Annotated in this window: 11 protein-coding genes and 2 pseudogenes; 6 read left to right on the top strand and 7 right to left on the bottom strand. The window is 71.2% G+C overall.

All coding sequences use genetic code 11. The features are described 5' to 3' along the window. Positions 1-295 (bottom strand): annotated as a pseudogene (locus FMP39_RS35700) (hypothetical protein); the annotation flags it as partial. 46 nt (positions 296-341) lie between these two features. Further along, entirely contained in the window at positions 342-566 is a 225-nt protein-coding gene (locus tag FMP39_RS35695) for a hypothetical protein (RefSeq protein WP_141594431.1), read from the bottom strand. A gap of 123 nt (positions 567-689) precedes the next feature. Between FMP39_RS35695 and FMP39_RS38775 the strand changes: the two genes are divergently transcribed. Continuing rightward, positions 690-1,325, top strand: a complete 636-nt coding sequence (locus tag FMP39_RS38775; protein WP_368667090.1) for a hypothetical protein — start codon at positions 690-692, stop codon at positions 1,323-1,325. Between the two features lie 976 nt (positions 1,326-2,301). Here the strand turns inward: FMP39_RS38775 and FMP39_RS35685 are convergent. Continuing rightward, positions 2,302-2,679, bottom strand: a complete 378-nt coding sequence (locus tag FMP39_RS35685; protein WP_141594429.1) for a hypothetical protein — start codon at positions 2,677-2,679, stop codon at positions 2,302-2,304. Between the two features lie 94 nt (positions 2,680-2,773). Beyond that, complete coding sequence (locus FMP39_RS35680; RefSeq protein ID WP_141594428.1) at positions 2,774-4,537, bottom strand: ABC transporter ATP-binding protein; 1,764 nt, start codon at positions 4,535-4,537, stop codon at positions 2,774-2,776. Between the two features lie 158 nt (positions 4,538-4,695). On the opposite strand from FMP39_RS35680, the gene FMP39_RS35675 reads away from it, so the two are divergent. The 4 genes from FMP39_RS35675 (at position 4,696) to FMP39_RS35660 (ending at position 10,424) form a co-directional block, all read left to right on the top strand. Further along, positions 4,696-5,136 (top strand): hypothetical protein, encoded by a 441-nt coding sequence (locus FMP39_RS35675; protein ID WP_026114310.1) that lies wholly within the window; start codon positions 4,696-4,698, stop codon positions 5,134-5,136. Positions 5,137-5,304: 168 nt separating this feature from the next. Beyond that, positions 5,305-6,432 carry a molecular chaperone DnaJ gene (dnaJ, locus tag FMP39_RS35670; RefSeq protein ID WP_011550876.1) on the top strand — a complete coding sequence of 376 codons (1,128 nt, stop codon included), beginning with the start codon at positions 5,305-5,307 and terminating at the stop codon, positions 6,430-6,432. A 186-nt stretch (positions 6,433-6,618) separates the two neighbouring features. After that, a complete protein-coding gene (locus FMP39_RS35665) occupies positions 6,619-8,784 on the top strand; it encodes a penicillin-binding protein activator (protein WP_194858707.1) in 2,166 nt (721 codons plus the stop codon). Further along, positions 8,781-10,424, top strand: coding sequence for a WD40 repeat domain-containing protein (locus tag FMP39_RS35660; protein ID WP_141594426.1), 1,644 nt, complete (start codon positions 8,781-8,783; stop codon positions 10,422-10,424). Before FMP39_RS35665 ends, FMP39_RS35660 begins: the two co-directional genes overlap by 4 nt. A gap of 15 nt (positions 10,425-10,439) precedes the next feature. Here the strand turns inward: FMP39_RS35660 and FMP39_RS35655 are convergent, their stop codons facing one another. Then, complete coding sequence (locus FMP39_RS35655) at positions 10,440-11,132, bottom strand: NAD-binding oxidoreductase (RefSeq protein WP_141594425.1); 693 nt, start codon at positions 11,130-11,132, stop codon at positions 10,440-10,442. 54 nt (positions 11,133-11,186) lie between these two features. On the opposite strand from FMP39_RS35655, the gene FMP39_RS35650 reads away from it, so the two are divergent. Continuing rightward, entirely contained in the window at positions 11,187-11,957 is a 771-nt protein-coding gene (locus FMP39_RS35650) for a transglycosylase domain-containing protein (RefSeq protein ID WP_011550880.1), read from the top strand. Between the two features lie 12 nt (positions 11,958-11,969). On the opposite strand, the gene FMP39_RS35645 is transcribed toward FMP39_RS35650, so the two are convergent. Continuing rightward, positions 11,970-13,739 carry a serine/threonine-protein kinase gene (locus FMP39_RS35645; protein WP_194858706.1) on the bottom strand — a complete coding sequence of 590 codons (1,770 nt, stop codon included), beginning with the start codon at positions 13,737-13,739 and terminating at the stop codon, positions 11,970-11,972. Positions 13,740-13,871: 132 nt separating this feature from the next. Then, positions 13,872-14,055 (bottom strand): annotated as a pseudogene (locus tag FMP39_RS35640) (hypothetical protein); the annotation flags it as partial.

Below are 14,055 nucleotides of genomic sequence, written 5' to 3'. Positions count from 1 at the left end.
GGCGGGCCTCGTCTTCCAGCCGCACGTGTTTTCCCTCCGCCACCAAATCCCAGAGGCCCAGCAGGTTCTGGTACAGGCGCCGGGCGATTTCGGGGGAGGGGAAGCGCGGCTCCTCGTCGAACAGCGCGGGGATGACGTCGCTGGGCGGCGTGCCTTCGGCGCGGGCGTCCCGCATGCGTTCGAGGACCTGGGCGCTGTCCAGCCCGCTGCCGGCCAGGTCCAGCAGGCCGTCGAGCGTCTGGGCGCCCTCGAAGTGGCGGTGGAAGTCATCACCTTTGTCGCGGGAGCGGCTCATGTGGGCAGGCACGCTAAGCACAGCGGGCGGGCGGGCGCACGCGGCTTCATGACTCGGCGGGCCATTCGCCCATCAGCTCGTCCTGGCGCTCCTTGGGATTGGAAGTCCACGCGTAGTCTTCCGGGACGTGGCCGCCTCCGTGCGCGGCCCAGCCATCCCAGCTCACCTGCGCCTTCATGAAGGCGTCGGTGGGTTCGTCCGTGACTTCGGGGCGGTTGGCGGGGACCTCGAAGGGCGTCTCGATGGGCTCATCAGGAAGGGTGATGGCCATGGCTCAATCCTCCTGGTGTGAACAGTAGGGAGGCTCCAGGTGCGAGGGGAGCGGGGCCGACAGGCAGACGGGCGGTGGGTCGTCTTTCGTTTTGGGACCTTCGCACCTAGTCTTCGTTCACACATGGCAGAAACCTCCGTGGAAACGTTGAAGACTGCGGTGCAGGCGCTCTATCGCGTCCACGCGGTGGAAGGCCCGCCCGGCGAGAATGGGCTGCGCACCGTCTGGCACCTGTGCCCGGACGGCGCGGAGCTGATGTCCCTGGTGGATTCAGAGGGGCGCGTGCGCCGGCAGGAGCTCACGCTGCTGGAGGACCACTACGTGTGGGCCAGCGGTGAGGGCGTGCGCACCGGCTACCTGGAGCGCGGCGGCGGCAAGCCCACGGCCGCGGCGGTGGTCCAGACGGACCCGGAGCTCGTGCCGCAGCGGCTGATGCGCGCCGCGCTCGCCATGGGCACGTACACGGGACAGGACCGCTACCTGCTCCACATGCAGCGGGTGCTGGCGCTGGCGCGCGAGGGCCTGGAGATGAAGGGTGGCCTTGCCCGTCCTTCGGAGCCCACGCTGCCCGCCGTGGAGGCGCCAGTCGTGACGACGGCTCAGGCCGCCGTCTTCGACGTGCCGCCCGCTGCGGTGGCGGTGGTGGAGGAGGTCACGCCTCCGGTGGTGCGGCCCGGTGAGGGCATGACGATGCTGCTGGTGCTCGCCCTGGGGTTGCTGGTGGGGTTCGGGATGCTGGCGTTCATCTTGATGGGCTGAGCGGGGCTCACGTCTCCGGAGGGCGGCTGCGGCATGCTCCCCGAGGGGCCCTCGCCATGTTCGGCGGGAATGGCCACCGGCGGGTGTTCCGTGGCGGAGCTCACCGGCTGCGCATCCAGCACCAGCAGCACGGCCACCGCGGTGGCGGGCACCAGCCGGGCGGACCAGCCCAGCGGCGTGTGGGCGTCTTCTCCGACGCGCCGGGCCATCAGCAGCGTCAGTCCCAGCACCGCCAGCACCCCGGTGCACGTCCACCGCAGCGCGCGCAGGTTCGCCGTCATGGCGAGCCCCGTGGCGATCAGCTCCGAGCGCTCCGCGTCCGGTATCCGCGCCAGGCTGGTGAGGAAGCTCAGCAGGTGGCGGGCCTCGAGCGCGCCCACCATGGCCACCGAGGCCAGGGACGCGGAGACGCCGCTGGCCAGCAGCAGTCCGCGGTTGCGGGGGCCCGCGGCCTCCCGGAAGCCCGTGGGGCCGAAGTGCGCCAGCACCAGTCCCAGCGCCAGCCCCAGCAGCAGCGCGGTGCTCGTCCAGGCGCCCAGCAGCCGCGGCGCCATGGCCTCTCCCGTGCTGGTCGCCAGCACCAGGCCCGCCTCCACCGTATCCATCCGGGGCAGGGAGACCAGCACCCGGTCCATCAGGACCTCGGTGCCCATCAACCCCAGCATCCACGGCAACGTGGCCAGTCCCAGCATCGCGGACAAGGGCACCCGCCGCTCCATGCCGGAGCCGACCAGCGCCAGGGACAGCAGCGGCACCTCCAGCGCCAGCGCCATCGCCACCAGCGCGGCGAATGGCCCGGCCGCCTGGAATGCGTGCGACACCCCGGCCATCCCCTCCAGCAGGGGACCCAGTGTGAAGCACCACACGAACACTGTGATGGGCACGGCCAGCGCCACGGCCAGGCCGGGCGCGAGACGAAGCCGGAGCGGAACGAGCATTTCAGGAGAGAGTAGTCTCTCCGGTTAAGCCTGTGAAATTAGACCGGGGGACGACCCACGAGCCAGTAGATGACGCTCGCCAGCACCCCTGCGACGGGAGAGACGAGCACACCCAGCAGGTAGAGCTTGGGACACCCGCCGCCGCTACAGCCGATGCGGCCATAGGCGAGGACGCCGGCCAGCAGCAGGGGCACGTGCATGCCCATGAGGAAGACGCCCACACCGCGCAGCACGAGCCCGCGGTACCAGGTGCGCGTCCACAACCGGAAGACGATGGGGAGCAGCAGCAGCGTCAGGGTGGCGGCGGTGGCCAGGGTGCCCTGCCGAGCCGACACTGCCACACACGCCAGGGCCGCGAGCGCCAGGGCGGGGACGAGCAGCAGGGCGTTGAGGGACAGGGGCTCCCGGGGACGCATCGAAGTCAGCCAGGGACGCTGGCAGAGCGACAGTGGAGGTGCAAGGACGGAAGCGGGAGGGGTGTCCGGCATCAGCCAGGGCCGCGCGCCGCCTTCACGCCGCGACAGCGCCTTCGCCCAGGAGCTGCGTGTACCGGCCCCGCAGGGCGAGCAGCTCCGCGTGGGTGCCGGCCTCCACCACGCGGCCGGCCTCCACCACGGCAATCAGGTCTGCGTCGCGCACCGTGGACAGCCGGTGCGCGATGACGAGCACCGTGCGCCCCTTCATCAGGGCGACCAGGCCTTCCCCCACGGCGGCCTCGCTCGCCGCGTCGAGCGCGCTGGTGGGCTCGTCCAGCAGCAGCACCGACGGGCGGCACAGGAAGGCCCGCGCCAGCACCAGCCGCTGCCGCTGTCCGCCGGACAACCGGCCGCCGCGCTCGCCCACCAACTCATCCAGGCCGCCGGGAAGCGAGCGGACGAAGTCGTCCGCGTGCGCCAGCCGCAGCGCTTCCCACAGCTCCTCGTCCGTCGCCTCGGGCCGGCCCAGGCGGAGGTTGTGCCGCACGGTGCCGGAGAAGAGCACCGGCTCCTGGGGCACCCATGCCACCTGGCCGCGCACGCTGGAAGGCTGGAGCGCCGTCAGCGGCGCCCCGTCCCACAGCACCTGTCCGCCCGACGCGGGCAGGAAACCCAGCAGCACGGAGAACAGCGTCGTCTTGCCCGCGCCGGAGGGCCCCACCAGCGCCACGCGCGCGCCAGCGGGCACCACCAGGTCCACCCCGCGCAGCGCCTCGCGCCCGTCCGCGTAGGTGGCCCGCACGCCTTCCAGCCTCAGCTCGCGCGACAGCGGCCCGGCGGCGTCGCCCACGTCCGGCGCGGCCGGCTCGTCCGCCATGGCGAAGAGGCGCTCCGCGGCGGCCATGCCCGTCAGCACCTGCGACAGCGTGCCGCTGAGCGACTTCACGGGCTGGTACAGCAGCAACGCGGCGGCCATGAAGGAGAGCAGCCGCCCCGCCAACGCGGGGTCCGCCGCCACCGCGCGCGCGCCCCAGGCCACCGCCATGGCCACGCCGGCGATGCCCAGGAGCTCCACCGTGGGGCTCACCGCGCCGCGCAGAAAGAGCGAGCGGCGCATCTCCCCCAGGTACTTGTCCGCCTCCACCTCGAAGGCCTCCAGCGCCCGAGGCTGTCCGCGGAAGGCCTGCACCACGGGCAGGTTCTGGAGCTGCTCGGCGGTGAGCGCCGTCAGCGAGCCCAGCCGCTCCTGCGAGCGCGTGGCCACCTTCTTCAGTGAGCGCGCGAAGCGGTTGATGGGCAGCACCGTCACCGGCACGACGACGAAGGTGAAGAGGAACAGCGTCTTGTCGATGAGGAAGCAGGTGGCGAGCAGCGCGATGATTTGCAGGCCGTCCTTCACGTAGGACGTGAGCGCCTGCGTCACGGAGAACTCGACCAGGGGCACGTCCGCGGTGAAGCGCGCCAGCAGCTCGCCGGAGTGCCGCCGCTCGAAGAACGCGGGCGGCTGGCCGAGCAGCCGTCCGTAGAGGAACCCGCGCAGGTCCGCCATCACGCGCTGCCCCAGCCGCTGCATCAGCCCGCCCTGGAGGAACTGCGCGGTGGCCTTCACGATGGCCACGGCCACGACGAGCAGGGGCAGCCGCTTGAGCAGGGCGTCTCCCGGCAGGGATACCCCGGCGACGGTGACGGGCTCGTGGGTGAGCAGCGCGCGCAGCAGGGGGCCCACCACCCAGGCATAGGCGGACGTGGCGATGGCCGCGGCCACGGACGCGCCGACACCCGCGGCGAGCAGCAGCCGGTACGGGCGCAGGTAGCCGAGGAGCCGACGATAGACGTGAGGAGAAGGACGGGGAGCCACTGTTCGGCGGCGGACTCTGTCACTGAGTCGCCAGAAGGTCCAAGGCTACCGGGTTTCGGGGGTAGGTGCCCTGTCGGCTGCCCTGCCACCGGGCGCTTGCAGCGCCCGGGCCAGTTCCATTGCCCACCTTCAACCCTGCGGACAGGTTCAGGGGAGCCATGGAAACCAATAACGAAAAAGAGGCCCTGTTCAATCCGGGCTGTGAGCCGGTGGTGGAGGACGAGGAGCGCCGCCGGCTCCTGTGGCTGATGGCCGAGTACTTCCGCACCATCGGTTACACGGACATCAAGGCGCGCCTCCCCGGGTTCATGCCTCCTCCCATCCTGTCGGGGACCATCGAGGACCATCGCCCCGACTTCACCTGTCGGCAGTCGGATTCGGCTCGCACGCCCATCATCCTGGAAATCGTCACCCCCCACATGGTGGACGAGCCCACGGCGGAGAACCGCTGGAGCCTCCTGGCCAGCGCCGCGAAGCTGTACAACGCGGAGCTCCACTTCGTGGTGCCCAAGTGGGCCGCTACGGGCGCGGTGGACCCGGGACTCAAACGCAGGCTGGCCCGGATGGAGCTGACGGCCAACCGCGTGTGGACCGTCTGACGGCTTCCTCGCTTCCCGCCACGCCACCCGCCCGGATGCCCGCCCGGCACCGGGTGGGCGCGGGCGGCGCGTGTCCCCGCTGGATTGCCGGTGCGTTTCGCTGCGTTATAGTGACTCAAGATTTTACGCAGCGCAAAAAAGCACAGCAAATTCCAGGGGTTGTAATCAATGTCAGCGGCGGCGGGTCAGAAACGCGACTACTACGAGGTCCTGGGCGTCCAGAAATCTGTCTCCGCGCAGGAGCTCAAGAGCGCGTTCCGCAAGGTGGCGCTGCAGTACCACCCGGATCGCAATCCGGGGAACTCGGACGCCGAGGAGAAGTTCAAGGAGGCCTCGGAAGCCTATGAGGTGCTGAGCGACCCTGAACGGCGGGCGAAGTACGACCGCTTCGGGCACGCGGGCAACCCCTTCGACGGCTTTGGTGGCGCCGGGGGCGGGTTCCAGGGCGTCAACATCAACGACATCTTCGGCGAGATTTTCGGCGACATCTTCGGCGGTGGCCGGGGTGGGCGGCGGACGAGCTCGCGTGGCGCGGACCTGCGCTACAACCTGGAAATCACCTTCGAGGAAGCGGCCTTCGGCTGCCGGCCCAAGGTGACCATCCCCCGGCCGAAGAAGTGCGACACCTGCTCCGGCTCCGGCAGCAAGAGCAACACCGGGCCCCGGCCCTGTTCGGCGTGCGGCGGCAGCGGCGAGCTGCGCTACACCCAGGGCTTCTTCGCGGTGTCCCGGCCCTGCGGCGACTGCGGCGGCACGGGCGCGGTGGTGCCGGACCCGTGCACGCGCTGCAAGGGCTCGGGCAAGGTGCCCTCCGAGGAGGTCATCGAGGTGGCCATCCCGGGCGGCGTGGACAACGGCACGCGCGTGCGGCTGTCCGGCATGGGCGAGCCTGGAGACCGGGGCGGTCCGCCGGGTGACCTCTACGTCACCGTCATCGTGAAGGAGCACCCGCTCTTCCAGCGCGAGGAGTACGAGGTCTTCTGCGAGGTGCCCATCTCCTTCACGCAGGCGGCGCTGGGCGCGAAGATCGACGTCCCCACGCTGGATGGCAAGGTGAAGATGACCGTCCCCAACGGCACCCAGTCCGGCAAGGTGTTCCGGCTCAAGGGCAAGGGCATCCCCCACCTGCACAGCCAGCAGCGGGGAGACCAGCACGTGCGCGTCGTGGTGGAGACGCCCACCGAGCTGTCGTCGAAGCAGCGCGAGCTGCTGGAGAAGTTCGCGGAGGCCTCCGGCGAGGAGTCGCACCCGCAGTCGAAGAGCTTCATCGCCAAGGTGAAGGAGCTGTTCGGCTGATGACGGTTGCGGGCGCGGGGCCGCGAAAACGCGGCCTCCGTGCCGCGCCTGGTGGGCAGGCGGGCGCCGCGGCGCGGCAGGCCGCCGTGGGCACGGGCACTGCAAAACAGCGGTTCCTGGCAGTGGAATCTTCCCCCCGCTCGGGTGTCGACGGGGGCGCACCCCACTGCTATGCACGCCCCTGCCATGGATGTCCTGCCCACCCTGCGCCGCTCGCTCGTCATCGCCCTGGCCCTGCTGCTGACGGCCTGCCCCCGGTCCACCCGTACGCCCTCCGGAGGTGACACCGGCGGGGACCTGCCTTCGGGAGACCCGTTCCCCACGCGTCCTTCGGTGGAGGCGAAGAAGGACCCCACCGCCGACGCGGCGCTGGCGCAGGCGTCCCAGACGGCCAGCGCCACCCCGGACAAGAAGAAGGCCGCGGAGGCCTACCTGTCGGTGCGCAAGGCGTATCCCGCCACCACCGCGGGCCAGGACGCGCTCTATCAGGCCGGCGTCCTCTTCTTCGAGTCCAAGGACTTCGTCAACGCGCGCAAGAGCTTCAACGAGCTGCTCTTCGAGAACCCGCTCCATTCGCGGGCGGATGACGCCAAGCACAAGCTGGCCATCTCCGCGATGGAGGTGGGCGCCTACCGCGACGCGTACCAGACGCTCTCCAGCCTCGCCGAGCGCGCCAGTGGCGCCGAGCGCACCCAACTGCTCAACGAGGCCGCTCGCGCCGCGGAGGGCGCCGGCCTCTACGGGCAGGCGCTGCAGATGGCGGTGGACGAGGCGGGCCAGGCCCAGGGCGCTCAGGCGCAGGCCGCCGCGGTGGCCAAGGTGGAGGCGCTGGTGGAGGGCCGCGCGGGCTTCGTGGACATCGCCCGCGTGGCGGAGGGCCTGTCGCCGTCCAACCCGGCGTGGCCCGTCATCACCTTCAAGCTGGCGCGCGTCTACTACCACCTGCGGGACTGGACGCGGCTGGAGGAGACGCTGAACCGTTTCCTCGCCCAGGCGCCCGGCCACGCCTTCGCGCCGCAGGCCCGCGAGCTGCTGGCCCGCGCCACGCGCCGGGTGGAGGCCCGCCCCCGCACGGTGGGCGTGTTGCTGCCCATGACGGGCCGCTACCAGCCCATTGGTGAAGCGGTGCTGCGCGGCATCCAGCTGGGGCTGGAAGGCAGCGGCGTGGAGCTGGTGGTGAAGGACACGCAGGGCGACGTCAACAAGACGGGCCAGGCCATGGAGCAGCTGGCCTTCGACGACGGCGCCATCGCCGTGCTGGGGCCCCTGCTGGCGGATGACTCGAAGCGCGCGGCGCTGGTGGCCGAGGAACTCCAGGTGCCGCTGCTGACCATGAGCCGCCAGGACAACATCACCGAGCTGGGCAGCTACGTCTTCCGCAACATGCTCACCAACGCGGCGCAGGCGGAGGCCATCGCCGACTACGCGATGAACGTGAAGGGCTACAAGCGCTTCGCGCTGCTGTACCCGAACATCCCCTACGGCGTGGAGCTGGCGGATGCCTTCTGGGACCAGGTGGTGGCGCGGGGCGGCGGCGTGCGCGGGGCGGAGCGCTACTCGCACGACCAGACGACCTTCACCACCGAGGCCAAGAAGCTGGTGGGCCGCTACTACCTGGATGACCGCGGCGACTACGTGGAGGGCGTGCGTGACGTGCAGGGGGAGAACCTGGACGCGTTCCGCCGCCGCAAGGCGCTGGAGAAGGTGAAGAGCGGCGTGGAGCCCATCATCGACTTCGACGCCATCTTCATGCCGGACGACTGGCGCCGCGTCAGCCTGGTGGCGCCCGCGCTGGCGGTGGAGGACATCGTCACCAACGCGTGTGACCCGCGTGATTTGGAGCGCATCCGCAAGACGACGGGCAAGAAGGAGCTGAAGACGGTGACGCTCTTCGGCGCCAACCAGTGGAGCAGCCCCAAGGGCCGCTCGGGGCTGCCGGAGCTGGTGGAGCGCGGCGGCAAGTTCGTCACCTGCTCGGTGTTCGTGGACGGCTTCTTCGTGGACTCGCAGCGTCCGGCCACGCGCCGCTTCGTGGAGCAGTACCGCGAGGCCTACCGGGCGGAGACGGGGCGGGACCCGGGTCTGCTGGAGGCCATTGGCTACGACTCCGGTCGGATGTTGCGGCAGCTCATGGAGCAGAAGGATGCACCGCGCACTCGCGCGCAGATGCGTGACGCGATGGCCAACCTGAAGAACTTCGACGGGGCCACCGGGCGCACGTCCTTCAACGAGAAGCGCGAGGCGGTGAAGCAGCTGTTCCTGTTGTCCATCGACAACAAGGGCGTCACGGAAATCAACGTCGAGAAGGAGCGGCAGAAGGCCGCCTCGGCGTCAGGAGGCTCAGGGACATGAAGTTCGCGAGGGGGGCGTTCGCACTGCTGGCGGGCGGGGTGGTGGCGGTAGGGGGTGGTGGCTGTGCACACGCGCCTCCTCGGGTGTCCCCGGAGCTGAGCGCCCGGCTGGAGTCGGAGCCGGGCACCTGGGTGTCCGGTAGCGCCTCGGGCCTTGGGCGCAAGGCCGTCCTCAACAACAAGGACTTCATCTGGGGCCTGGCCTTCGCACCGCGAGGCGCTCGGGTGGCGTACTCGCGCCTGGGCAGCAAGTCCTACTTCCTCTCCGTCTGGGAGCTGGGCTCCGCCGAGCCGACGATGCTGGCGGACCCGGCCATCAACCCCTACGAGTTCGACGTGGAGGGCGTGGCCTTCTCCCCGGATGGCACGCGCGTGGCCACCGCGGGCAAGGACAGCGTGGTGCGCCTCTTCGACGCGGCCACCGGCGCGCTCGTGGCGGAGCGCCGCACCGAGGAGCCGCTGTCCGTGGTGGCCTTCCACCCGGAAGGGAAGTGGCTGGTGGTGGGCAGCTACAAGGGCCTGATGACGGTGCTGTCGGCGCCCGCGCTGGAGTACGGCTCCGAGGAGCGCGGACACCTGGGCCCGGTGACGGCGCTGGCCTTCGCGCCGGACGGGACGCTGTATTCGGGCGGCTGGGACAAGCACGTGCGGGCCTGGCGCACCTCCGTGGAGGGGCTGCGGCCGGGGCAGGCGCGCATGCGCTTCGAGCGGCGCGCCGGCTCCGTGGTGCTGGGCGGCACGGTGAATGACAAGGCGCCGCTGTCCTTCGCGTTGGATGCGCGCGCGCCCGCGCTGGTGCTCACCAGCGAGGCGGCCGCCGCGGCGGGCATCGACGTGCCCTTCCTGAAGGAGACGGTCAACGTGTCGGGGCCGCTGGGCACCATCGCCGCGCGGCTGGCGCCGGCCCAGTCCCTGCGCTTCAAGTCCATGCGGGTGGAGGGCGTGGACGTCGCCATCTGCGACGCGTGTGTGCCGCAGGGCACCCAGGGCGTGCTGGGCGCGCCCTTCTCCGAACGGGTGGACGTGGCCTTCGACGAAGTCACGCAGGAGGCCGTGCTGTCGCTGAAGGGCGGCCCGCCCGAGGGCGCGGCGGCGGTGGACGCGCTGGTGCTCGCGCGGCGCTCGGAGTTTCCCTTCCCGGCCTACGTGAGCGACGTCACCGTGGACGCGCGCGGCCAGCGGCTGGGGGTGGGCCTGTCGGAGCAGAAGCCGGAGCGCGACCGCGGCGTGTACGAGCGCGAGCGCAAGGGCGTGGAGGAGCCGCAGGGCCCCTTCAACGCGGGCGCGCTGGTGGACGCGCAGTCCGGTCAGGTGTTGGCGAAGTGGCCGGTGCACCGGGGCGTGGTGGCCACCGCGGCCATCTCCCCGGACGGGCGCTCGCTGGCCAGCGGCGGCTGGGACAAGCGCGTGTACCTGTTCACCGAAGGGGACGTGGACGCGCGCGGCGAGCACCGCTTCGACTGGTCCGTGCGGCGCGTGCGCTTCAGCCCGGATGGGCGCTGGCTGGGCGTGGCCGCGTGGACGCCCCAGGTGGCCAGCCGCGACGGGGACAGCGACCCGGCGGCGGTGCTGCTGGACGTGGGCTATGAGTCGCCCACCGTGCAGGGGCCGGGCACGGCCGGCGCGTCCGTCGCTCCGTAGTTCTCACTCCCCCGCTCAGAAGTTGAGGTGGATGTCACCCGCGGGCATGCCGCGGGCCTGGAGCGTCGTCATCACGCCCTGCACCATTTCCTTCTGCCCGCAGAGGAAGGCCACTGCGGCCTGCACGGGCCCTTCACCCAGGTGGGCCTGCACATAGCCCGTGAGGCCCTGCCAGCCGCTGGCGCCGGGCTGGCTGACGGTGCGCACCACACGCACCCCGCCCGCTTCCCACTCGTGGAGTTCGTCCATGTAGGCGAAGGCGCCCGGTGTGCGCGCGCCGAAGTAGAGCGTCACCTGGCGGTAGGCGCCGCGCTCCAGTTGGATGCTGGTGATGACGGAGCGGATGGCGGAGATGCCGGAGCCGGTGGCGAACAGGAGCACGTCCTGGCCACGGGCGCGCTCCAGCGGGAAGCCCCGTCCTTCTGGCCGTGACACGTCGACGTGGGCGCCCCTGGGCAGGTGGATGAGGGCGTCGGACAGCGGGCTGCCCACCTTGAGGAGGAACTCCCACTGCGTCCCCGGGCGGCCGGGCGGGGAGGCGATGGCGAAGAGCCCCTGTCCCACACCAGGCAGGCGCAGGTGGACGTATTGGCCGGGCCGCTCATGGGTTCCGGCCAGGGGCGTGCCCTGGACGTCCAGCACGAGGTCGGTGAGGCCATCTGCGGCGGGTGCACTGTCAGTGACGGTGGCCGGGTGCCAGTCGGGCATGTCGGGGTTTTAACCTACGCGCCCGGCGCGTGCTGCCCCTGGTAGCCTGAGGGGGTGAAGAGTCTGCTCTGGACAATCTTGTTCATGCTGGGCCTGGCCGGCGTGGTGATTCCGCTGACGTACCTCTACACGGCGAGCAAGCTGCCGCCGCTGGAGAGCGAATTCGACGTGGAGAAGCAGCTCAAGCACAGCATCGAAGGCGAGCGGATGAGCCTCCGGGCGGGGCAGTCCCAGCGCAACCCGCGCCCCATCACCTTCGTGCGGCCGGACTTCTCCAAGCTGCCCAAGGACCTGGTGGCCCTCTACATCCGCCACCTGGAGTGCCCCCGGTACTTCCAGACGCCACGAGAGGACGGGCCCGCGTGGGCCTGGCGTCTGTTCCTGGGCGCCACCGTGGGCACGTCGCCGCCGGGAGATGGGGCGTGTGAGCGCGTCCTGGCCATGCGCATCGCCGCCGCGCTGGGCATCGAGGGAACGCGTGAGCGGTCGGTGGCCGCGCACCGCATCCACACCTTCATGCAGAAGGACCAGCTCATCGCGTACGACCTGTCCATCATCTACTTCGAGCGCGGCATCGTCGGCGTGGAGGACGCGGCCCTGGCGCTCTTTGGCCGTGAGCTGAGCGAGTTGAAGCTGGAGGAACTCGCCGAGCTGCAGCTGGCCCTGCCGCCGTACTCCGACTACTACGGCATCAAGATTTGCAAGAACCCCACGGTGCTCCGGCAGGACCGCAACCGGCTGCTGGAGGACCTGGCGGCGTGGCGGTTGGTGAGCGAGGACCGCGCGCGCAACGCCATGGCCCAGCCGCTGGCCTGCGCGCGCTGAGTCAGGCGCGGGTCAGCGAATCATCCCCGCCACGCCCGTCACCTTCTTGAGCAGGTCGATGCGGGCGTGGGCGCTGGTGTCGGCCCGCGCGTCGTCGCGGTACTTCGCCAGCAGGTTGCGCGCGGCGTTGGCCTTGGGGGCGTCAATCTTCCCGCTCGTCTCCAGCCGGTCCACCCGGCGCTCCAGCCGATTGATGCTCTGGAGGATGTCCTCCAGCGTGGGGGCGGAGGCCTTCAGGGGGCGGGGCGGCGCGACGCGGGTGTCCTCGGCGCGCGGGGCCGGCGGCGGACGCTCCACGCCGTCCGGCGGAGCCGGCACGAGGGCGGCGACGACCAGGGGCTGAAGCGGCACTTCCTCCACGGGCGCCTGCGCTGGCTCGGCGGGAGGTGGGGGCATCGCAGCGGCCTGCTCCGCCGCTGCGGCTTGCTGCGGCGTGACGGCAGCGGCCTGCTCTTGCGCCGCGGCTTGCTGCGGCGTGAGGGACGGCGGCACGAGCGCGGGGGCCTTCGCGCCGCGGATGACGACCGCGGCGGCGCCCGCGAGCAGCAGCACGGCGAAGCTCACGGCACCCACCAGTGGCAGGTGCTTGCGCAGCGGACTGCGGACGCCCGCGGCGCGCAGCTCCTGCGAGGTCAGCTCGGTGTTCAGCTCCGGGGGCACCGGCACCGGCGTGGTGGGGCGGCGCGAGTCCGCTTCCGCGACCGCGGCGGCCTTCTCGAAGCCGGGCGCGAGCGCGCTGGGGTTGGAGCGCGTGGAGGCCCGCAGGGTGCGGCGCAGCTTGTGGAGCTGCTGCCGCAGCGCGTCCGCGGAGTTGGGGCGCGTCTCCGGGTCCTTGGTGAGCATCTGCAAGATGAAGGCGTCCAGCGCGGGCGGCAAATCGGAGACGAACTCCGACGGGCGAGGCGGCCGCGCCTCCACGTGCTTCATCAGCAGGTCCACTGGCGAGCTGCCCACGAAGGGCAGGCGGCCGGTGACGATTTCGAAGGTGACGACACCCAGGGCGTAGAGGTCCGTCATCGGACCCACTTCCTGGCCGCGCGCCTGCTCCGGCGCCATGTACTCCGGTGTGCCCACCACCATGTCCGTGCGCGTCTGCGCGGTGCGGCCGGTGGGGCCCTGGCCTCGCTTGGCGAGCCCGAAGTCCAGCACCTTCACGTAGCGCGAGCCATCCGGCTGCTGCACCAGGAAGATGTTGCTCGGCTTGAGGTCGCGGTGCACCACGCCCGCGCCGTGCGCGGCGGCCAGCGCGGCCAGCACCTCGTCGAGCAGCGCCAGCGCCTCCTGCACCGGAAGCCGGTTCTTCTCCGTCAGCACCGCGTCGAGCGCCTGGCCCTCCAGGTACTCCATGACGATGTACTGCCGGCCGTCCGGCACCTGGCCGAAGCCGAAGATGTCGATGATGCCCCGGTGACGGATGGCATTGACGGCGCGGGCCTCCGCCAGCAGCCGCTCCACCTGCTCGGTGGAGTGGGCCAGCTCCGGACGCAGCACCTTCACCGCCACGCGCTTGCCGATGAGCGGCTGGATGCCCTCGTACACCAGCCCCATGCCGCCCACGCCGATGCGCGAGCGCAGCTCGTACTCGCCCAGCTTCAAGCCGATGAGCGGGTCCCTCTGCACGGCCGCGGGCGGGGGAGGCTCTGAGGCCTGCACCACCACGTTCGGCTCCTCACGCGGGGGCACGTCGAACGACGACAGCACCACCGTCCCATCGCGTGGGCACACGGTGGTGTCGGCAGGTACGGCCAGGCCGCAGGTATCGCAGATCAACTCGGAAGCCATCTCAAACCGGGAAGCAGCGTAGCAGGAGGACCCGGGTGGGGCGATGTGCTCCAGCCCGGAGTGCCTGGCCGGCGGTCAGACGCAGCACGCAAGCGCCCTCCGGGCAGGCACCCCAACGTCGGACAACGGACGCTACGGCGTGGGGCTGACGCAGTTGAAGTCCGACAGTCGCGCGCCCGTGCTCCCGTCGAGCCCGGGGCCGGCGCCGCCCGGACCGCCCGGACCGACCTGGAAGGTGACGCCGCCATCCGTGTAGCGGACCGTCGCGCCCGGGCCACACCACACGCCCACCGAGGGCCCACCGCCACCACCACCC

The sequence above is a fragment of the Myxococcus sp. AB056 genome, assembly GCF_006547365.1.
Lineage (GTDB): Bacteria > Myxococcota > Myxococcia > Myxococcales > Myxococcaceae > Myxococcus > Myxococcus virescens.
The sequence above is the reverse complement of the archived record's forward strand: the minus strand, read 5'-3'. Positions and strand labels throughout refer to the sequence as shown.